Source organism: Pseudomonas cichorii, from assembly GCF_003700275.1.
In the GTDB taxonomy this organism is placed as follows: Bacteria; Pseudomonadota; Gammaproteobacteria; order Pseudomonadales; family Pseudomonadaceae; genus Aquipseudomonas; species Aquipseudomonas cichorii_B.
This window is the reverse complement of sequence record NZ_RBRE01000059.1, coordinates 95,508-115,135: the sequence shown is the minus strand read 5'-3', so window position 1 is coordinate 115,135 and position 19,628 is coordinate 95,508. Positions and strand designations below refer to the sequence as shown.

At 58.3% G+C, this 19,628-nt stretch carries 18 protein-coding genes; 6 read left to right on the top strand and 12 right to left on the bottom strand.

The features are described from left to right. Positions 1–3: 3 nt before the first annotated feature. From cyoD to ALQ04_RS16405, 5 genes are all read right to left on the bottom strand, one after another. Positions 4–336 (bottom strand): cytochrome o ubiquinol oxidase subunit IV, encoded by a 333-nt coding sequence (gene cyoD / locus ALQ04_RS16425; protein WP_122316806.1) that lies wholly within the window; start codon positions 334–336, stop codon positions 4–6. Continuing rightward, entirely contained in the window at positions 337–963 is a 627-nt protein-coding gene (cyoC, locus tag ALQ04_RS16420) for a cytochrome o ubiquinol oxidase subunit III (protein WP_122316805.1), read from the bottom strand. It lies immediately after the preceding gene. A 2-nt stretch (positions 964–965) separates the two neighbouring features. Next, positions 966–2,975 (bottom strand): cytochrome o ubiquinol oxidase subunit I, encoded by a 2,010-nt coding sequence (gene cyoB / locus ALQ04_RS16415; protein WP_122316804.1) that lies wholly within the window; start codon positions 2,973–2,975, stop codon positions 966–968. 3 nt (positions 2,976–2,978) lie between these two features. Further along, positions 2,979–3,920, bottom strand: a complete 942-nt coding sequence (gene cyoA / locus ALQ04_RS16410; protein ID WP_122316803.1) for a ubiquinol oxidase subunit II — start codon at positions 3,918–3,920, stop codon at positions 2,979–2,981. Between the two features lie 463 nt (positions 3,921–4,383). Next, positions 4,384–4,893, bottom strand: a complete 510-nt coding sequence (locus tag ALQ04_RS16405; RefSeq protein ID WP_122316802.1) for a disulfide bond formation protein B — start codon at positions 4,891–4,893, stop codon at positions 4,384–4,386. A 630-nt stretch (positions 4,894–5,523) separates the two neighbouring features. On the opposite strand from ALQ04_RS16405, the gene ALQ04_RS16400 reads away from it, so the two are divergent. From ALQ04_RS16400 to ALQ04_RS16385, 4 genes are all read left to right on the top strand, one after another. Next, complete coding sequence (locus ALQ04_RS16400) at positions 5,524–6,423, top strand: chemotaxis protein (protein WP_122316801.1); 900 nt, start codon at positions 5,524–5,526, stop codon at positions 6,421–6,423. A gap of 62 nt (positions 6,424–6,485) precedes the next feature. Next, the gene (locus ALQ04_RS16395) at positions 6,486–6,947 is read left to right on the top strand and encodes an N-acetyltransferase (RefSeq protein WP_122316800.1); all 462 of its coding nucleotides are present in this window, start codon (positions 6,486–6,488) and stop codon (positions 6,945–6,947) included. 44 nt (positions 6,948–6,991) lie between these two features. After that, on the top strand, positions 6,992–7,306 hold the full coding sequence (locus ALQ04_RS16390; RefSeq protein WP_122316799.1) for a hypothetical protein: 315 nt from the start codon (positions 6,992–6,994) through the stop codon (positions 7,304–7,306). Between the two features lie 100 nt (positions 7,307–7,406). Further along, positions 7,407–8,159 (top strand): YkgJ family cysteine cluster protein, encoded by a 753-nt coding sequence (locus ALQ04_RS16385; protein WP_122316798.1) that lies wholly within the window; start codon positions 7,407–7,409, stop codon positions 8,157–8,159. A gap of 6 nt (positions 8,160–8,165) precedes the next feature. Here ALQ04_RS16385 and ALQ04_RS16380 read toward each other — a convergent pair whose 3' ends face one another. The 7 genes from ALQ04_RS16380 to ALQ04_RS16350 form a co-directional block, all read right to left on the bottom strand. Then, entirely contained in the window at positions 8,166–8,390 is a 225-nt protein-coding gene (locus ALQ04_RS16380) for a hypothetical protein (RefSeq protein WP_122316821.1), read from the bottom strand. A 92-nt stretch (positions 8,391–8,482) separates the two neighbouring features. Beyond that, positions 8,483–9,481 (bottom strand): fimbrial protein, encoded by a 999-nt coding sequence (locus tag ALQ04_RS16375; RefSeq protein WP_122316797.1) that lies wholly within the window; start codon positions 9,479–9,481, stop codon positions 8,483–8,485. A gap of 1 nt (position 9,482) precedes the next feature. After that, entirely contained in the window at positions 9,483–10,244 is a 762-nt protein-coding gene (locus ALQ04_RS16370) for a molecular chaperone (RefSeq protein WP_409077267.1), read from the bottom strand. After that, positions 10,235–12,694, bottom strand: coding sequence for a fimbria/pilus outer membrane usher protein (locus ALQ04_RS16365; protein ID WP_259645023.1), 2,460 nt, complete (start codon positions 12,692–12,694; stop codon positions 10,235–10,237). Before ALQ04_RS16365 ends, ALQ04_RS16370 begins: the two co-directional genes overlap by 10 nt. Before the next feature lie 251 nt (positions 12,695–12,945). After that, the gene (locus ALQ04_RS16360) at positions 12,946–13,683 is read right to left on the bottom strand and encodes a molecular chaperone (protein ID WP_122316820.1); all 738 of its coding nucleotides are present in this window, start codon (positions 13,681–13,683) and stop codon (positions 12,946–12,948) included. Between the two features lie 62 nt (positions 13,684–13,745). Continuing rightward, complete coding sequence (locus ALQ04_RS16355) at positions 13,746–14,330, bottom strand: fimbrial protein (protein ID WP_122316794.1); 585 nt, start codon at positions 14,328–14,330, stop codon at positions 13,746–13,748. A gap of 307 nt (positions 14,331–14,637) precedes the next feature. Continuing rightward, the gene (locus tag ALQ04_RS16350) at positions 14,638–15,018 is read right to left on the bottom strand and encodes a hypothetical protein (RefSeq protein WP_122316793.1); all 381 of its coding nucleotides are present in this window, start codon (positions 15,016–15,018) and stop codon (positions 14,638–14,640) included. A gap of 345 nt (positions 15,019–15,363) precedes the next feature. Between ALQ04_RS16350 and ALQ04_RS16345 the strand changes: the two genes are divergently transcribed. Both ALQ04_RS16345 and ALQ04_RS16340 read left to right on the top strand, forming a co-directional pair. Then, complete coding sequence (locus ALQ04_RS16345; protein ID WP_122316792.1) at positions 15,364–16,524, top strand: efflux RND transporter periplasmic adaptor subunit; 1,161 nt, start codon at positions 15,364–15,366, stop codon at positions 16,522–16,524. Further along, positions 16,521–19,622: a multidrug efflux RND transporter permease subunit gene (locus ALQ04_RS16340; protein WP_122316791.1), complete on the top strand. Its 3,102-nt coding sequence runs from the start codon at positions 16,521–16,523 to the stop codon at positions 19,620–19,622. The genes ALQ04_RS16345 and ALQ04_RS16340 overlap by 4 nt, the downstream gene beginning before the upstream one ends. Positions 19,623–19,628: the final 6 nt, after the last annotated feature.

Genomic DNA, 19,628 nt, shown 5'->3' with positions numbered 1-19,628 from the left:
TCCTCAATGCGCCATCATTTCGCGATGGATACTGAAGATGATCCACACCGACAGACCGACCAGGAAGAAGATCACCAGCGCGGTAAAGGCAAAAGCCATCACGTTGTTGCGTTGCCCGCTCGAGAAATCCAGGTGCAGGAAGTAACGCAGGTGCACCAGGATCTGGATAACTGCGAACGCCAGGATAATCCAGATGGTCGTGTCTTTTGGCAGAGCCGGGGACATGACCAGGGCAAACGGGATAGCGGTCAGGATGATCGACAGTACGAAACCGATCAGGTAGTCCTTCACGGAACCGTGGCTGCCATCGTCGTGGGAGTTATGTGGATTAGCCATTTACAGCACCCCCAGCAGGTAAACAATGGTGAACACACCGATCCAGACCACGTCCAGGAAGTGCCAGAACAGGCTCAGGCAGCTCAGGCGGGTCTTGTTGGTGTTGGTCAGGCCCTTTTTCTGGACCTGATACATCATGATCGCCATCCAGATCAGACCGCTGGTCACGTGCAGACCGTGCAGGCCGACCAGGGCGAAGAACGCCGACAGGAAGCCGCTGCGGCTAGGACCGTAGCCTTCGTTGATCAGGTGATGGAACTCATAGACTTCCATGGCGATAAACGCAGCACCGCACAGGAAAGTAATGGCCAGCCAGCCCAGTACCTGACTCTTCTTGCCTTTGTACAGCGCCAGCATGGCAAAGCCATAAGTGATGGAGCTGACCAGCAGGAAAGCGGTTTCCACGGCCACGAATGGCAGCAGGAAGATGTCCTGACCGGACGGGCCGCCCGCAACGCTGTTGACCATCACGGCGTAGACCGCGAAGAACGAAGCGAAGAGCACACAGTCGGTCATCAGGTACAGCCAGAAGCCGTAGACCGTCATCCCACCACTGTCGTGGTGATCGTCGTGCCCATGATCATGGTCATGATCGTGGGCTCCGGAGTTGATAGCAATATTTGACATGTTTAAACCTGTTCCAGCGAGGACTTGACAGGAGTGTATGCACCGTTGGCCGCCAGGACCTTGTGATGCTCACCTTCAATACGCGCTACTTCTTCAGCAGGCACCATGTAGCCCTGGTCGTCACGCGCAGCGTGAGCAACGAAGACCGCGATGGTCGATACCAGGCTTACGCCCACCAGCCACCAGATGTGCCAGATGAAAGCAAAGCCGAAGACCGTCAACAGCAGCCCCATGTACAGGCCGGTTGGCGTGTTGTTGGGCATGTGGATCGCCGAGTAACGAGCCGGAACCTTGTAGGCGGTACCTGCACGCTTGGCATCGGTGAATGCGTCGATGTCTTTTGCCTCAGGCAGCTCGGCAAAGTTGTAGAACGGTGGTGGCGACGAAGTGGACCACTCCAGAGTGTGGCCATTCCATGGGTCACCGGTCAGATCGCGGTTCTTGTTGCGGTCACGGATACTGACGAACAACTGGATCAGCTGCGAAGCGATACCGGCTGCGATCAGGAACGCACCGAACAGGGCAACGTCCAGGTAGATGTTCCACTCAGGCATGTCGGTAGCGTTCAGGCGACGGGTCATACCCAGGAAGCCCAGCGCGTACAGCGGCATGAATGCAATGAAGAAACCGCTGATCCAGAACCAGAACGCTGCCTTGCCCCACTTCTCGTTCAGGGTGAAACCGAACGCTTTAGGGAACCAGAACGCGAAGCCGGCGATGTAACCGAATACCGCACCGCCGATGATGACGTTGTGGAAGTGAGCGATTACGAACAGGCTGTTGTGCAGCACGAAGTCGGCACCAGGGATCGCCAGCAGAACGCCGGTCATGCCGCCGATCGAGAAGGTGACCATGAAGCCCAGGGTCCAGAGTACTGGCGCGGTGAAGCGCAGGCGGCCCTGGTAGATGGTGAACAGCCAGTTGAATAGCTTCACACCCGTCGGAATCGCGATGAGCATCGTCGCCAGACCGAAGAAGGCGTTGACGTTCGCACCCGCACCCATGGTGAAGAAGTGGTGCAGCCAGACCACGAAGCCCAGTACACAGATACCGCCGGAAGCGAAGATCATCGACTTGTGGCCGAACAGACGCTTGCCGGTGAAAGTCGAAATGACCTCGGAGAACACACCGAACGCTGGCAGGACGAGGATGTACACCTCAGGGTGACCCCATGCCCAGAACAGGTTCACGTACATCATGGGGTTACCGCCCATTTCGTTCGTGAAGATGTGGAAGTCCATGTAGCGGTCAAGAGTCAGCAGCCCCAGACACGCGGTCAGGATCGGGAACGAAGCCACGATCAGGACGTTTGCCCAGGTGCAGGTCCAGGTGAAGATCGGCATGTCCATCAGTTTCATGCCAGGAGTACGCATCTTCAGCACGGTAACCAGGAAGTTGACGCCCGTTAGCGTCGTACCCAACCCGGATAACTGTAGTGCCCAGATATAGTAATCGACACCCACTCCAGGACTGTACTGCAGACCCGACAACGGCGGATACGCAACCCAGCCGGTCTTGGCGAACTCGCCGACACCCAGGGAGATGTTGATCAGCAGCATGCCCGCTACCAGAAGCCAGAAGCTCAGGGAGTTCAGGAACGGGAAGGCAACGTCACGAGCACCGATCTGCAGCGGCAGGACGATGTTCATCAGGCCGGTGAAGAATGGCATCGCCATGAAGATGATCATGATCACACCGTGAGCGGTGAAGATCTGGTCATAGTGTTCAGGCGGCAGGAAGCCTTCGGAACCGTTCTGGGCCATGGCCAGTTGCGCACGCATCATGATTGCGTCGGCAAAACCGCGCAGCAGCATGATCATGGCAACGATGATGTACATCACGCCGATTTTCTTGTGGTCGACGGACGTCAGCCACTCGGTCCAAAGGTACGACCACTTCTTGAAGTAAGTGATTGCCCCGACCACACCCAGACCACCGATAGCGATCATGGCAAGGGTCACCATGACTATGGGGTCATGCGGTACCGCTTCCCAACTTAATTTGCCTAACATCGTTTACTCCTCTGCCCCAGCAGCTGAATTTTTGCCCTTTTCCGCACCTTCGGAACCAGCAACTTCCTTCTCACCCGGAACAAGCTTCTTGCCTGGATTCATACCTTCATACTTGTCGATGATGATCTGGAACAGGTTCGGAGTGACCGTGGAATAAAGTTCGACGGGATTGCGTTCGCTAGGTTTGGCCAGTTCAGTGTATTCAGCAGCACCAAGCTGTTTAGGTGAACTCTTGACTTCGTTGACCCAGGCTTCGAAATCGGCCTGGCTGGTGGCGATAGCCTTGAACTTCATGCCGGTGAAGCCCGCGCCACTGTAGTTGGCCGAGATACCGTTGAACTCGTGGTTTTCGTTGGCAATCAGATGCAGTTTGGTGTGCATGCCGGCCATTGCGTAGACCTGGCCACCCAGACCCGGAATGAAGAACGAGTTCATTACAGAGTCGGATGTGATCTGGAAATTGACCGGGGTATTGGCAGGGAAGACGATCTTGTTGACCGTGGCAATGCCTTGTTCCGGATAGATGAACATCCATTTCCAGTCCAGCGCGACAACCTGGATGGTCACAGGCTTGACGTCGGACACAAGCGGACGGTAAGGGTCCAGCGAGTGAGTGGAAATGTAGGTGAAGTACCCCAGGAAGACCAGCAGGATCATGGGGACGCCCCAGACTGCGACTTCGATCTTGGTCGAGTGCGACCAGTCGGGCGTGTACTTGGCGGCCTTGTTGGACGCGCGATACTTCCAGGCGAAGACGAGGGTCATGACAATGACCGGGATGACCACGATAAGCATCAGCAACGTGGCGATGACGATCAGGTTCCGTTGTTCGATACCCACCTGCCCTTTCGGATCGAGCAGAGGAAAGCCCTCACAGCCGCTGAGCAACAGCATGCTGAACAGGGCCAAGTAGCCAAAAAACCTGGGGTACCTTTTTTTACTCATCTCACGACCTCTAAAAGCAGCTTGCGCGGTGCAGTGGGTTTCGACCGCCAACACTTTACCCTGCCAGTGCCGGCATCTTTTTTAAATTGAACAGGGACCTGCCGGAACGCTCTGTTGCGCAACGACACATCCGGGTTTACCTGTGAATTCTTATTTTGAGTCGCTGGAAATTGCCTGCTTTCGCACGACAACCCCCTTCAGCGCAGCCGTTTTCATGCGCTCAGAGGCCAGCATTGCGCTGCCTGTTTAGCTTGCACAGGGCGCTCCAAGCCTCAAAATTGCTGATCGCCAAGCCTGGCTAGACGATAAGTGCTGGCGATTGTAGATATGTAAATTTTTATTGACTATGGCTAATTTTGTAACAGTTAATATCAGAATCCGCAACAATCGCAAACCATTGATCTGCAGCGGCAGAAAAAATGCCTCGTCGAAACGAGGCATTTTTCGCTCAAAGCCCTTGCAGTCAGTAAGGTCTACGGCGATTACGAATGACTCCGACAGGGACCAGAATAGCAGTCAGAACGAATGCTATCAGAGCCCATTGAGCCAGTGACAATCCCAGGACGGGTGGATAGGGCGTGGAACAGAAACCACTGACCTGAAACACCAGCGGGAACAGCGACGCCAGCGGCAGGCCGTCGACGATGGGTTGCAGGGTGTCGATGCCGCAGCTGACTGCCGGATAGGCCAGGGTGTAGACATGGTGACCTGCGGCAGCGATCCCGCCCAGGGCGCTGAAGGTCACCAGGGTTTCCAGGACCGTGATGCTGCGGCGGCCCGGCATGGCCGCGCCGATGAAGGCAAAGATGGCGATGAACAGCAAGGCGTAGCGCTGCAGGATGCACAGCGGGCATGGCGCCTCGCCCAGCACGATCTGCATGTACAGAGCGCCGCCGATCAAGGACAGGCAGATAATTCCCAGCAAGACCAGAAACCGTTTTTCGCGTCTCAGGTACAACGTGTTGTCACTCATTCACATACCTTATCGAAATGGTGTGCAGATGCGCCGGACCAGCACGGGCGCCTGCGAGGGGAACTGACCCGCGGGTGCCAGGCACTCGCGGTCGGAACGTGGGAGATATTCATCTGTCGTTCCCGCCAACTCAAGCGCTTGCCCGCCATACGGATGCATTTGCCAGCTGGATGGTTCCCCCGGCACCGAAACAGGCGATGGCGGAAACCGGGCAAAAAACAGATCTCTTCCTTATATATAGAAGGATGCGTCTTTTTGTCGCACCGGGCCGTCCATGGGTTGGTCATGCACGGGCGTGCGACAGTTTACCGCAGGCCCATGCGAAGACACAGCTGATGGCCCCCTGAAAGACACAATCGGTAATTGTCTTGTCCTGTGTGACGCCATCAACTGTTTGACGTCAAATAAGCCAAACTGCCAGTATTGCGGCCCCGGCACCTGCGGCCGACACGAACCCTGCATGAGCTGGAAATCACTTTTTCCAGAAGTGTGACCGAACACCCAGGCCTTCAACGCTGCGGCCAGCTAACCTGTCAGAAACCTAAAGCCAGCCTGTCGCAAGTCGATAACCAGTAACTGAAAGTTGTTTTGCGCGTTGCAGCGACGAACACCGATAGCCAGAAGGTTTATATGTCACCCAAGAACGTCCGAGCAGATTCACTTTCGCTGCTGCTTTTCACGCTGCGCAGCGGCAAGCTGATGGCGATCAATCTGCTCAAGGTCAGTGAAATCATTCCCTGCCCGCCCCTGACTCACCTGCCCGAATCACATCCGCACGTCAAAGGTGTCGCGACCCTGCGCGGAGCTTCCCTTTCGGTGATCGACCTCAGCCGCGCGATTGGCGAGCGCCCGTTGGCCGATCCCGATGGTGGCTGCCTGATCGTCACTGACGTCAGCCGCTCCAAGCAAGGTCTGCATGTACAGGCGGTGAGCAAGATCGTGCATTGCCTGACCACCGATATCCGTCCGCCGCCCTTCGGTTCGAGCGGCCGCTCGTTCATCACCGGCGTGACCCAGGTTGATGGCGTGCTGGTGCAGGTGCTGGATATCGAGAAAGTGATTCACGGTATCGCCCCGGCACAGATCGTTGTCCAGCCCAATGAGCTGCCAGCCGAAGATGTCATGGCGCTGTCCCAGTCGCGGATTCTGGTGGTCGACGACAGTCAGGTCGCCCTGCAGCAGTCGATCATCACCTTGCGCAATCTTGGTCTGGAATGCCACACGGCGCGCAGCGCCAAGGAAGCCATCGATGTCCTGCTGGAACTGCAAGGCACCCCGGCGCAGATCAACATCGTGGTTTCCGACATCGAGATGTCCGAGATGGATGGCTACGCGCTGACCCGCACCCTGCGCGAAACCCCGGACTTCCAGAAGCTGTACATCCTGCTGCACACCTCTCTGGACAGCGCGATGAACGGCGAAAAGGCCAAGCTGGCAGGCGCCAATGCGGTGTTGACCAAGTTCTCGTCACCCGAGTTGACCAAATGTCTGATCGAGGCGGCCCATACCGTCATGGCCGAGGACACCTGATCCACCGGCCCGGCGCCACACGCCCATCACCTGGCGACGCATCGGCCCGACACTGCTGGCTGATGCGCCGCGATCTCGGCAAGCCGGTGTCCTTGCGACACTGGCCTGACCACATCGGGCTCATTCCCTTCACACTTGATCAAGCCCCCGGGATTCATGCCCTGCTTACCCTGGGTTATCAGGACGGCTGCGGCAGCGTGCCGAACTATCCAGACTGGTCGAGAGCGTTCGAGCAAGATCCCGAATTCGATACCGCACTGTGCTTCGTCGCCCGCGACGAGCTGGGAGCGGTCGGCGTGATTACCTGCTGGACCAGCGCGTTCATCAAGGATCTGGTAGTTCATCCACGCGCCCGCCGTCAGGGCATCGCCATGGCATTGCTGGCTCATCTGTTCGATCACTTGCGCCAGCGCGGCGAAGCCCGGGTTGATCTGCGGGTGATGGAAAACAATCTGGCGGCACGCGAATTGTACGAAAAATCGGATATGTCCTACATCCTGCGCTCCGCCATCGACCCACAGTGATCTGGCATAATCCGGGCTTCAAGCGATGCCCGTGGAGGCAGCTCATGAAACCATCCATCGTCCTGCTGATCGCCCTCTCAGCCTTCGTCGGCCGGAGCTTCGCCGCCACCCCGCAAGCCTGGCAGGCACTGGACAAGGCCATGCTGGAAAGCTGTCTCAAGGCCAGCCAGCTCAAGGACAGTAAACCGCTCGGCAACAGCGCGCAGTTCGATGACCGGGTTGGCTACAGCGCCCTGTTGTTGCAAGGTCGCTATCCGCAGAAGCACATGAACAACCGCAAGGGCACCGAGCTGTGCCTGTTCAACCGTAAAAGCCGACAAGCCAGCGTCACCGAGTGGGACAGCATCGCCCCCAAATGAGCCGACGCTGGCGCACAACTTGCTTTGCAACCTGTCCAGGTCATGACTGACAGCAACTTGCCGTCAGTCCTGGCGCTTATCTGAACGGGTTCCCGAAACAATGAACACTCAGTTTTCCTGCGTAGGCTGCGGCAGTTGCTGCACCGATCACCATGTTCCCCTGACCCTCATCGAGGCCGCGCAATGGGCGGCGGATGGCGGTACGGTGATCGTATTGATCGAGGCATTCCTGAGTAACGGCTATGGCGTTCCCGCAGAACAACTGACCCACGCTACACGCCGTTCGACCCTGGTGAGCAGCGGTTCGGCACAAGCGCATGTGGCCATCACCTTCGCCGCCTATAACGTCGGTCGTTGCCGGAATCTTGACGCAGAAAACCTCTGCCGCATCTACGAGCGCAGGCCGCTGGTGTGTCGTATCTATCCGATGGAGATCAATCCGCACATTCCGTTGCGCCCAGAGGCCAAGGATTGTCCGCCGGAATCCTGGGAGCAGGGTCCGGACCTGATTGTCGGCAACAAGCTGGTCGATACCCAGTTGCTGGCGCTGATCGAACAGTCGCGCCAGGCCGACCGGGATGAGATTGCCACCAAACAGTCGGTCTGCCAGTTACTGGGCATTCGCACCACAGCGCTCAAGGGCAACGGGTTTGTGGCTTATCTGCCGGACATGCAGGCTTTCGCCGCGGCCATCGAGCAGATCACCAACAGCCAGGAGCCGCTGGTGGTCGATGCGGGCTGGGAGTTTCATGTTGCCGGGCAGGAAGTCGTCAGCACATTGCATCTGGCTGGCGCAGAAGTGACGACTCGCGAGCCGTCCTCCTACCTGTTCATACCCCTGCAAGCCACCTGAAATCGATCAGCGCTTGCCCATCGAGCGACGGGTTCCGGCTGGCGCGGCACCCGGCGTCTTGTGATGAGAGTGCTTGTTCGATTTCTGGTGCCAGGCTTGATCCTTCCTGGCCTGAGCAAACTCGGACGGCTTGAACGGAAAGCTGAACGGCGCAATCACGGGTTTGCTGTCTTTCTCAGGTGCCGGGTCAGTAACGGCTTCCAGGGCAGGTGTTTGGTCAAGGCTGGTCATGGTGACACCAAAAATCCGAATAATCGGGCACATGCCCGCGGGCGCGCAGCATACCTGAATCGCTGCACGGTTGCCCGACCAGACATCGGCCTTCACTTGTAGAACAGATCCACCATGACCTCGGCCTCGAACGGCCCGGCCTTGGGCCGTGTGGTCTGCCACAGCAGCTCGGCATTGAAGTCGGCCCTGCCCGTCTGGTTCTCGCCCTGCAGGTCGGTCAGATGAAACAGTTCGTTATAGCGCAAGGGCGTATTGCTTCTCTCGCTGACGATCCGAATACCCAGTGAATTGTTATTGCCCGGCACCAGCACATCACCGGACAGGCGCCCCGTCACCGGCCTGAAACGCGCATTGAGGCTGAACGGTGATTCACAACTGCGGTTGGCCAGCAGGGAAAACGGGCGACGGGCAAAGACCTTGCCCACTTCGACCCGCTGAATGCCCAGGGAACCGAACTCCAGGGTTTCGGGCAGCACTTGCAGCTCGGCTTCACAGGCAATGAAACGCAAGCCCGTCAGGTTGTTGATGACATAGCTCAGGTTGCGCCCCTGTAACAGGTCCGGCCCTTCCACGCCGTCGAGCTGGAACATCCGATAATCCAGCAGATCGCTGGCCACGCCCGAGGGTGGCGTCGGCCCGAACTTCTGCACGAACACGGAAAAGGCCAGGGAGAAACGCACCTTGGGACAGGCACCGATATTGGAATCCCCTTCGTGGCAGACCGGCACATACTGGCGGGTGCTGATGCGTCCGCTGCTTTGCAGGTAATCCACACCATCGATGGTCAGACCTGCGCGGATGCCCTGGCCGATCACCCGGTTATCGGGATTGAGGTAGATAAAGACTTCTTCCTGTACCGACTGCTGCCCTTCCCTGGCACATTCGACCTGAACGTTCAGACGTTCGGAACGCCACACCACTTCACCATTGGGCGTCGATGCCGGTATCGCGACCGTGCTGCTCAGGTCGCCATGGATCGCGGACTCGCCCGAGCCCTGAGTCTTGCATACCAGAGCAAAACCGGTGGCCGGGCTCAGTGCCGCTGCAAGAACAAAATATTTCAACCAGTGGTTGACAGGAAAACAGGACATTTCAGCATTCTTCTTGAAGTTGGATAGGGTCTGGCGTGAAAGGCATTCGCCCGTTCAAACGCATGCAATAGGTGCGCTGACCGCCATAGTCGGTCAACGCCTTGAATGAAAAGGTCTGCGGCTGGACCCGCCGCTCACCTGCCGGCAAAGGCATTGCAAAACGCCCTCCCGGCTCAAGCAGCAGGTAATCACTGAGCGCGATGTCATCGAGCTTCACCGTTTGCAGCGTGGCGTGGTACGACGTGGGATTGCTGACCTGCAACGCGGCGCCGTCATCCACCAGGCTCCAGCCCAGACGTAGTGCGGTGTCAGCCGGATCGCCCGACAAAGCGGGCGGGCGATAGAACACATTGATGCGCTGGCGCACGGCGATATTGAGCTGGTTATTGCCTTCCCGGCGCCTGGGCACCTCCAGCACATAGAGGTGCAGCAAGGATTCGCGATCCATGGGCATGCCGCTGCCCTGATACAGCACCCGCAGCAGTTGCTTTCCTCCCGCCGGCAGATGAGAGAAATGCGGAGTGACGACAAATGGCAGAACACTGCGCTGATCCCTTGGCGTCTCATCACTTTCGTGCGGGGCGCTCAGCCAGGTCTGAATCAGCACTTCATGCTCACCGCGATTGCTGGCCTGGATACTGGCCTCACGAAAGCTGCCATCGAAGATCAAGCGGGTTCCGGCCAGCGACACCGCGGCCTGCGCACTGCTGGCTGCCCAGCAGAGCAACACAAGCACCCCGTGACGCAGGCAACTCATTGGCATATCACCTTGAGCCGTTCATAGGCGCGCCCAGGATCCTTGGCTGGCAGGGTGAAAGGCGCACGGCAACTCTGCCCGGACCACTGCACGTGCAATACGCCGCTGTCTTTCTCGCTGAGCACCAACGCCTCACTGTTGGGATCGACGACCGCAAGCGCCCTGCCCTGCTCATCCTCGACACTGGCACCCAGGGGAATCGCGCTGGCGTCGGCACGTACCAGCTCGAACTGCACACGGCGACCTTGCGAGGCCTTGAAACTCACCAACGGAATTGCGCCACGACGCGGCACGATCTGCGAAATAGCGTTATCCAGCTCGATATCGGCGCCCAGTCGCCGGGTGTCCAGCGAAACCCAGTTGGTGCGATAGGGCTGGGCGTAAGGCAGCACCGCATAACCATTGCCCGAAGTCTGCACATTGCTGTAGGACTTCAGTTTTGCGCCCGCCACTTCCGGCACCTGGACCAGCGCGAAGGTTTCACCCAGCGGCTGGCCAAGGTTGATCCCGCCTGCATGGGCCACCAGCGAACCCGATGCGCCAAGGGTCAAGGCGTCGTAGTCGCGGCCCTGGCTGTAGCCTGTCTCGAAACGGCCAAAAGTTGTGGTGACATTCAGCTTGCCGGCACCGAAGCTGCCGGAACTGCTGTCATGCCCGGCCTGTACCGAATAGAACAGATCGCGCTGATCCAGCACCTGGCCATTGAGCCCGGCCTGCATGTTGTACTCGCCCGTGTCATCGCGTACCGCATTCAACGACAGGCGCGAAGAGCCAGGCTTGTCGCCCAGTGGCAAGGTCATGCTCAAGGCGATGCGCTTATCGGTTTCTCCGCGCCCTCCGGCATCGAATTCCTGGTTACGCTCCAGCGACACGCTGTAGTTCAAGGTGCGCCAGACAGCGTTGTAGGACAGGTATAGCTGTCGGGTCTTGCCGGGCAGGTTCCAGTAACGCTGCTCGGAAGCGGTCAGGCTCAAGGAACCGGTCTGGCTCGGCAATACCTGAGTGATATTGGCCTCCAGCCGGTCCCTGGCCCGGCCACTGGACAACAGGCCCGGCCGCTGGTCGGTTTCACTGACATGCTGGTTGAGGGTCCGGTACTGCTCGGTCGAATAGCGGTAACCGGCCACTGCCAACGTGGTGTTGGTCACATCCAGGGTATTGGCATAGCGCACCCGCATGCTCTGGCCAGTGCGGGTCTGCTGTTCCAGCTCACTGATCGAATGGGTGATATCGAAAGAGACAGCACCCAGCCCGGTATTGACCCCGGCACCGATATTGGCGGCGCTGTAGTCCTCGGCCAGTTGCAGGCCGCCAAAGCCGGTGACACGTTCACTGAGGCCGTAGATCATTGCTGCACTGGTGAAGTTCGGCGACGCCTGATGGTCGTCGTTGCTGTCCACCTGCCCGGCGGCCAGGCTGTAGCGGAACGAGCCGACCGGTACCATGATCGGCAGCGAGGCATAGGCCTGAGTAAAGGTCCGGCGCCGACCGTCGGCCTCGATGATGGTTACCAGCAGATCGCCATTGGAGCCGCTGGGGTAAATGTCGGAGATCTCGAAAGGCCCTGGCGAAACGTTGCCGCTGTAAAGCATGAAACCGTTCTGCCGGACCTCGACCGTGGCGTTGGTTTCAGCCGTGCCACGAATCACCGGCGCATAGGTGCGCTCGCTGTCGGACAGCATGCCATCGTCGGAGGTCATCGCCGCGCCCTTGAAACGAACACTGTCGAATACCTGGGAATCGGTGAAGGTTTCACCCAGCGTCAACTGGCTCTTGAGAGCCGTGATATCACGCTGCGCAAAAGTACGGTTACTGCGAAAACGATAGGACTGATTATCGCCATGAACTATCGATGACTCATTGCGCAGCCGCCAGGCACCGATATTGAAGCCGTTGCGCAGGCCCAGATAATACTGATCGCTCTGCAACCCTCGCTGGCGGCGTCTTGCGCCATTGAAGTTGTAATTGACGAACCCTGCGGTTTCGCCCTGATCCCACAGTTCCGGCGAAACATAGCCGCGCCTGCTGCGCGCCATCACCGCCTGGGGAACACTGATATCCAGGCGCAGGGCGTCAGGACGATAGTCGACGCGGGCAAACTCGATATTGGCCGTCAGATCGAAACATGCCTGCCCGTCAGTCCCGACCAGACGTGCGGGGTCCAGTCCGAAGCCTTGCAGCATATCCGGACTCAGACAGGGTTCGATCAGGCCGGAATGACTATTACGGCTGAAGGTAATATCCCGGCGACCACTCAGCGCCCGGTTGACATACACATCCACCCGGTAAGTACCGGGTAATACGCTGTTGGCGCGCAGAAACTCCTGTAGATCGGGAGGCTGGTCACTGCCTTGAATGAAAGCGGTATTGAACTTGACGGGCTGGGCGTTGCGCGTGTCCGCCGATGCGCCGCTGAAGGCGGTTATCCATAAACCGACCCCCACACCAATCGCCAGGCGACAACGTCGCAATGATCTTCGGGCCTTGCGTCTCACCCAGCGAGCCCGATCATGCAGACCGAAACCCTTCATGACTTTCTTGTTGTTCTGGTGGTGCCATTCCATTAGCTGTTTCACTCTACTTGCAGATCTGGCGCGCAGCAGAATCCTTTCACGCAGACGCACGACTACCGAGTCGCTGTTTTCGTCAGGACTCAAATGGTTGGAAATCAATAAAAGCGTCCAGGCTGATATTTGCAGAAGTATCGCTATCGGTTTTTACTGGCCAGCGTGATTTGTTCACCTTTCAAGGTCGCGTGATAAGGAACTTGCCCACCGAAGTCATTGATACTGATGAAACTCAGGTTCACCGGCGCATTACCGGACCTGTTGCTCAACGACAGACGCAAACTCTGTCCCGGTGCAAGCATTTGGCTGTCGAGGCTGGCCAGTTCCCTTTTGCCCTGGCGGGTCGCAAGCTTGAGCATCGAGACATGATAAGGCCCCGGATTTTCGACCTGCAGAACATCGTTGCTCAGCAGCCGCCAGCGCAGCATTTCCGGGGCCGCAGTCGGGTCGGCCTTCAGGCCTTCGGGGCGAAAGAAAACCTTGATGCGCTGACGTATCGCAATCTGCAGGGTATTTTCCGCAGCCGTCTGCGGAATCTCCTGCACGTTGAGCCATAGCACCGATTCGCGGTCCTTCGGCAAGCCGGAACCGGCATAGATCAGGCGCAGCAATTGCCTGCTGCCCCCGGCCATGCGGGCAAGGGTCGGGGTCACGACAAATGGCAGCCTCGCGACGGTCTTGTCCTCGGTGACCGGCGCCTCAAGCCAGGACTGCAGAAGGATTTCCCCGCCGCCACTGTTATGCACGCCAAAACTGGCTTCCTTGTCACCGCCCTGATAAATGACCCGCGTGGTATTGAGCACAATGCCCGCCTCGGCGACGGACATCCATAACCCCACCGCAAGCAGTGCGGCAGAGCGAAGATAGGTAAAAGACATGAAGGCATTCGCTTTGAGTTCGACATGTGGCAGGGCGAGCAATGGCTCACCCTGCCGTTTCATCACTCGTAGTCCAGCACGAAAGGCATGAAACCATCGGCATTACCCGGGTTGGTCGGCGTGCCATTGAGGACATAGACGGCGCCGAAGTTGATTTCCGCCGTTGCACCGCCTACACCATCCTTGACCAGGGTGTTGTCGATGGTTTCGTTACCGCTCAGATCCATCAGCACATTGGAGGCGTTGAGCAGGCCGATACCGACACCGTCGGCCGCACCGGTAGTGCGCAGCAGTTTCGGATCATTGTTGTCCAGGCCGCTGCCGTTACGCGCGGTAAAGCGCATCTTCACCATGTTGTACTGATCGACACCGGCACTGCAGTTGACCAGCAACTGAATCGGCATGGCCGTTTCAAGTTTGGTCTCACTCGAAAGACCGATATCGGAAAACGAAACATTCCCGAGATCGACATTGATTTCGCCAGGATTGTTGCCCGGGCTGACACCCGTACCTGGAGCGACATCACAGGAAATATTGGTCAGGGTTCCATTGAATATCAACTTACCGTTGTTGGCGGCATTTGCCATGTTTGCAACACCCAACCCCAGCACACTCATTACAGCCAATGTGAAAGAAAACTTTTTCATACCAACGACATTCCTTGTGTTATTTCGTGTGTGCCCACTATCGGACGGCGAGCACTATAGGTCCCGAACCTTTTAATCGCTGTCAGGCTGATGACTTTGAAATATGAGATAGACCAATTCAGCGTGCAGGACGTGTCTGTAGGAAAAACAAAAAACCACCTACAGCCCGTATAACTCAAGGACCGTACAGAAAGACCGACTGAAACAGTCAACCAAAGATTGCATTTGGATAAAAATGCGTTGCAGCGTGGCACTGCCGGAAAAACCGTCACACTGGCAAGCATGACGGTTGCAGAGAAGAAGAGACTTACTGATAGGTCACTATAAGCAGCCCCGTCTGCCCAGAAGCCTGGCTCTGCAAGGTTGTCTGTGCCGACGTCAGCGACATGGCCTGGTATTGCAGAGTAAAGGGCACAGCCTGATCGCCACAGGCATTGCGCAAGGTGCTCATCCGGACCGTAACACCTGAAACCTGTATATAACGGGCATCATTGTCGCTCCCGACAGCGGAGGCCTGCACGACATCGCAGCCAGTATTGACGAGTTTCCCATGGAACCTCAGGACTTCAGCCTGCGTCATTATCGGTGCCGATAAAACCAGTACAGGAATAGCCATTACAGCAGCCAGTTTCCGAGTCCTGGGCAAAGCTCGCAGAAAACTTTCCCAAACCAACGCAGCGCTCTTCATGGCAATACTCCGTTTGTTCAACTGACAGATTCAAGTTAAGTCGACGCAAGGATTAACCGCCAGAAAAATCGCACAGACATGTAGGATCTTTCTTATGAAATTCAAAATATCTGTAACGTGTTTTTCAATAACTTTCCGTACAGAACTCCGAACGATTCAAGCGTTGTCCAGTTCAACCTCTAGACAGATATCGTCCGAAAGCGTTTTTTCTTGATGCTCTGCCCGCCACCTGACGCTTGCTGACAATTCTGACAGCTAAAAGTCATTCTACTGACCGGATTTAACCGTTATAAGGAGGGCCTGACATCATGGTTTCTCCATTGACCCTTCCGGCGCCTCCTTCACATGCGTAAACAGAGCAGAATCGTCATTGTTGTGGTCACCCTTGCCGCGATGGCCGCGATTGCCACCTGGTACCTGACGCGCCCTGCCCCGGCGAAAACAAGTGCCCCCAGCGCCGTGCCGGTCAAGGTGATCAGCGTCATTGAAGAGGATGTGCCGCGTTTCATAACCGGCATCGGTTCGGTGCTGTCGCTGCAAAGTGTGGTGATTCGCCCGCAGGTAGACGCCATCCTCACTCGTCTGCTGGTCAAGGAAGGACAGTCGGTCAAGGCTGGCGACCTGCTGGCAACGCTGGATGATCGCTCGATTCGCGCCAGCCTCGAACAGGCCAGGGCGCAACTGGCCCAGAGTCAGGCGCAACTGGATGTGGCGCAGCTGGATCTCAAGCGTTATCGCCAGCTTACCGACGACAATGGTATTTCCAGGCAGACCTTCGATCAGCAGCAGGCGCTGGTGCGTCAGCTCAATGCCACGGTGCTGGGTAACCAGGCGACGATCAATGCCGCTCAGGTACAACTTTCCTACACCCAGATTCGCTCGCCGGTGAGCGGTCGGGTCGGGATTCGCAATGTGGATGAAGGCAACTTCCTGCGCGTCAACGATGCCGCCGGGATGTTTTCCGTAACCCAGATAAACCCGGTGGCGGTCGAGTTTTCCCTGCCGCAACAAATGCTGCCTACCTTGCAGGCGCTGACCGGAAATTCCGCCCCGGCGACGGTCAAGGCTTACCTGGGCAGTGATGGCAATGGCATGCTGCTGGGTGAAGGCAAGCTGGCCTTGATCGACAACCAGGTATCGGCCACCACCGGCACCATTCGCGCCAAGGCGCAGTTTGGCAACAGCGACGAAAAACTCTGGCCCGGTCAATTGGTCACGGTAAAAATCCAGACCGGCATCGAACACAATGCGCTCAAGGTTCCACCGCAAGTCGTGCAGCGCGGCATCGACCAGCATTACGTCTACCGGGTTACCCCTGAAGATAAAGTGGAAGTGCTGCCAGTCACCGTGCTGTATCAGGACAGCGAACTGACCCTGATCAGCGGGCCGAATGCCGGTGACGTGCTGGTCAGCGATGGCCAGTCGCGACTCAAGCCCGGAGCACGGATCGAGGTCGTTCGTGAGCAGCCACAGCCGCCGCTGCTCAAGGTAGGGAGTGCACAATGAAAGGCCAGGGCTCGATCTCGGCCTGGTGCATCGATCATCCGGTCGCCACGCTGCTGCTGACATTCGCCCTGGTGCTGCTGGGGCTCATCGCCTTTCCGCGCCTGCCGGTCGCACCGCTGCCAGAAGCGGAATTTCCGACGATCCAGGTCAGTGCCCAGCTCCCCGGCGCCAGCCCGGAAACCATGGCTTCGTCGGTCGCCACGCCCCTCGAAGTGCAATTCAGCGCGATACCGGGCATGACCCAGATGACCTCCAGCAGTGCGCTGGGCTCGACCAACCTGACACTGCAATTCACCCTCAACAAAAGCATCGACACCGCTGCCCAGGAAGTCCAGGCCGCGATCAATACCGCCGCAGGCCGGTTACCCGCCGACCTGCCGAACCTGCCGACCTGGCGCAAGGTCAATCCGGCCGACAGCCCGGTGCTGATTCTCAGTGTCAGCTCGAACCTGATGCCCGGCACCGAACTGAGCGACGTCACCGAAACCCTGTTGGCGCGCCAGCTCAGCCAGATAGAAGGCGTCGGACAGGTTGCCATCAGCGGTCAGCAACGCCCGGCGATCCGCATCCAGGCAGCGCCGGAAAAACTTGCCGCCCTGGGCCTGACCCTCGCGGACATACGCCAGGCCGTGCAGCAGACCAGCCTCAACCTGGCCAAAGGCGCGCTGTATGGCAAGGACAGCATTTCCACGATTTCGGCCAACGATCAATTGTTCGAGCCGCAGGATTACGCGCAGTTGATCGTTTCCTACCGGGACGGCGCGCCGGTGCATCTCAAGGATGTGGCGCGGGTCATCAATGGCTCGGAAAACGCCTACGTGAGAACCTGGTCCGGCGATCAACAAGGCGTCAATATTGTGATCTTCCGCCAGCCGGGAGCCAATATCGTCGATACCGTGGACCGCATTCAGCGCGAACTGCCGCGTCTGCAGGAAATGCTCCCGGCTTCGGTGGAAGTCTCGGTGCTCAACGACCGGACCCGGACCATCCGCGCCTCGCTGCACGAAGTCGAGTTGACCCTGCTGATTGCCGTGCTGCTGGTCATCGCGGTAATGGCGCTGTTCCTGCGCCAACTGTCGGCGACCCTGATCGTCAGCAGTGTGCTGGGCGTATCGCTGATTGCCAGCTTCGCGATGATGTACGTCATGGGCTTCAGCCTGAATAACCTGACCCTGGTGGCGATTGTGGTAGCCGTCGGCTTTGTGGTGGACGATGCCATCGTCGTGGTGGAAAACATTCACCGCCACCTGGAAGCCGGCCAAGGCATGCGTGAGGCCGCGATCAAGGGTTCGGGAGAAATAGGTTTCACCGTGGTGTCGATCAGTTTCTCACTGGTCGCAGCCTTCATTCCGCTGCTGTTCATGGGCGGCGTGGTCGGGCGGCTGTTCAAGGAGTTTGCGCTGACTGCCACCGCGACCATTCTGATTTCCGTGGTGGTGTCCCTGACTCTGGCGCCAACCCTGGCGGCCATGTTCATGCGGGCGCCCAAGCACGGCCAGCAGCAGAAACCCGGCTTCAGCGAACGACTGCTGGCCCTTTATGAGCGCGGCTTGCGCAAGGCGCTGGCTCATCAGCGCCTGACACTTGGGGTGTTCGGTCTGACGCTGATTCTCGCAGTGGCCGGTTATGTGGTGATCCCCAAGGGCTTTTTCCCGATTCAGGACACCGCCTTCGTGCTTGGCACCAGCGAGGCGGCGGCCGATATTTCCTATCCGGACATGGTGAAGAAACACCAGGAGCTGGCAAAGATCGTCGGCGCCGATCCAGCAGTACTGGCCTTCTCCAATTCGGTGGGCGTGACCGGCAGCAACCAGACCATCGCCAGTGGACGCTTCTGGATTTCCCTCAAGCCCCGTGCCGAGCGCGATGTATCGGTCAGCGAGTTCATCGACCGCCTGCGTCCGAAGCTGGCCAAAATCCCCGGCGTCGTGCTGTACCTGCGCGCCGGGCAGGACATCAACCTCAGTTCCGGCCCGAGCCGCAGCCAGTACCAATACGTGCTCAAGAGCAACGACGGCGACCTGCTCAATACCTGGACCCAGCGCCTGACCGAAAAACTGCGCAGCAACCCGGCGTTTCGCGACCTGTCCAACGACTTGCAACTGGGTGGCAGCGTGACCCATATCGACATCGACCGCAGCGCTGCAGCGCGCTTCGGGCTGACCACCGCCGACGTCGATCAGGCGCTCTACGATGCTTTCGGCCAGCGCCAGATCAGTGAATTCCAGACCGAGGTCAACCAGTACAAGGTGGTGCTGGAGCTGGACGTCAAACAACGCGGCAAGGCCGAAAGCCTGAACTATTTCTACCTGCGCTCGCCCCTGACCAACGAGATGGTGCCGCTTTCGGCCCTGGCCAAAGTCAGCCCGCCGACCATGGGACCACTGTCGATCAGCCATGACGGTATGTTCCCGGCCGCCAACCTGTCCTTCAACCTCGCCCAGGGCGTGGCGCTGGGCGATGCAGTGCGCATGCTGGATCAGACCAAGAACGAAATCGCCATGCCGGCCTCGATCATTGGCAACTTCCAGGGCGCCGCCCAGGCGTTCCAGAGCTCTCTGGCCAACCAGCCATGGCTGATTCTCGCCGCGCTGGTGGCGGTGTACATCATTCTTGGCGTGCTCTACGAGAGTTTCGTCCACCCGCTGACCATCATTTCCACCCTGCCTTCGGCGGGCATCGGCGCGCTGTTGCTGCTCTGGCTGATGGGCCAGGATTTCTCGATCATGGCGCTGATCGGGGTGGTACTGCTGATCGGTATCGTCAAGAAGAACGGCATCCTGCTGGTGGATTTCGCCCTTGAAGCCCAGCGCGAACAAGGCATGACGCCACGCGAGGCGATCTACGAAGCCTGCCTGACGCGCTTTCGTCCGATTATCATGACCACCCTCGCCGCCCTGCTCGGTGCGTTGCCGCTGATGCTCGGCTTTGGCGTCGGTGCCGAACTGCGCCAGCCGCTGGGGATTGCGGTGGTCGGCGGTTTGCTGGTCAGCCAGATGCTGACGCTGTTCACCACGCCGGTCATCTATCTGCAACTGGAGCGGCTGTTCCATCGCCGCCAGACAGAACCTGCGCCGACGCTGGCCATTCACAAGTGAGAGTCG

Coding starts and splice junctions, on each gene's coding strand:
- ALQ04_RS16375 (WP_122316797.1), bottom strand. CDS start 9,481: ATGTCCTGTTTTCCTGTCAACCACTGGTTGAAATATTTTGTTCTTGCA.
- cyoD (WP_122316806.1), bottom strand. CDS start 336: ATGGCTAATCCACATAACTCCCACGACGATGGCAGCCACGGTTCCGTG.
- ALQ04_RS16400 (WP_122316801.1), top strand. CDS start 5,524: ATGTCACCCAAGAACGTCCGAGCAGATTCACTTTCGCTGCTGCTTTTC.
- ALQ04_RS16390 (WP_122316799.1), top strand. CDS start 6,992: ATGAAACCATCCATCGTCCTGCTGATCGCCCTCTCAGCCTTCGTCGGC.
- ALQ04_RS16360 (WP_122316820.1), bottom strand. CDS start 13,683: ATGTCTTTTACCTATCTTCGCTCTGCCGCACTGCTTGCGGTGGGGTTA.
- ALQ04_RS16355 (WP_122316794.1), bottom strand. CDS start 14,330: ATGAAAAAGTTTTCTTTCACATTGGCTGTAATGAGTGTGCTGGGGTTG.
- ALQ04_RS16380 (WP_122316821.1), bottom strand. CDS start 8,390: ATGACCAGCCTTGACCAAACACCTGCCCTGGAAGCCGTTACTGACCCG.
- ALQ04_RS16405 (WP_122316802.1), bottom strand. CDS start 4,893: ATGAGTGACAACACGTTGTACCTGAGACGCGAAAAACGGTTTCTGGTC.
- ALQ04_RS16350 (WP_122316793.1), bottom strand. CDS start 15,018: ATGAAGAGCGCTGCGTTGGTTTGGGAAAGTTTTCTGCGAGCTTTGCCC.
- ALQ04_RS16370 (WP_409077267.1), bottom strand. CDS start 10,244: ATGCCAATGAGTTGCCTGCGTCACGGGGTGCTTGTGTTGCTCTGCTGG.
- cyoB (WP_122316804.1), bottom strand. CDS start 2,975: ATGTTAGGCAAATTAAGTTGGGAAGCGGTACCGCATGACCCCATAGTC.
- ALQ04_RS16340 (WP_122316791.1), top strand. CDS start 16,521: ATGAAAGGCCAGGGCTCGATCTCGGCCTGGTGCATCGATCATCCGGTC.
- ALQ04_RS16395 (WP_122316800.1), top strand. CDS start 6,486: ATGCGCCGCGATCTCGGCAAGCCGGTGTCCTTGCGACACTGGCCTGAC.
- ALQ04_RS16345 (WP_122316792.1), top strand. CDS start 15,364: ATGCGTAAACAGAGCAGAATCGTCATTGTTGTGGTCACCCTTGCCGCG.
- cyoA (WP_122316803.1), bottom strand. CDS start 3,920: ATGAGTAAAAAAAGGTACCCCAGGTTTTTTGGCTACTTGGCCCTGTTC.
- cyoC (WP_122316805.1), bottom strand. CDS start 963: ATGTCAAATATTGCTATCAACTCCGGAGCCCACGATCATGACCATGAT.
- ALQ04_RS16385 (WP_122316798.1), top strand. CDS start 7,407: ATGAACACTCAGTTTTCCTGCGTAGGCTGCGGCAGTTGCTGCACCGAT.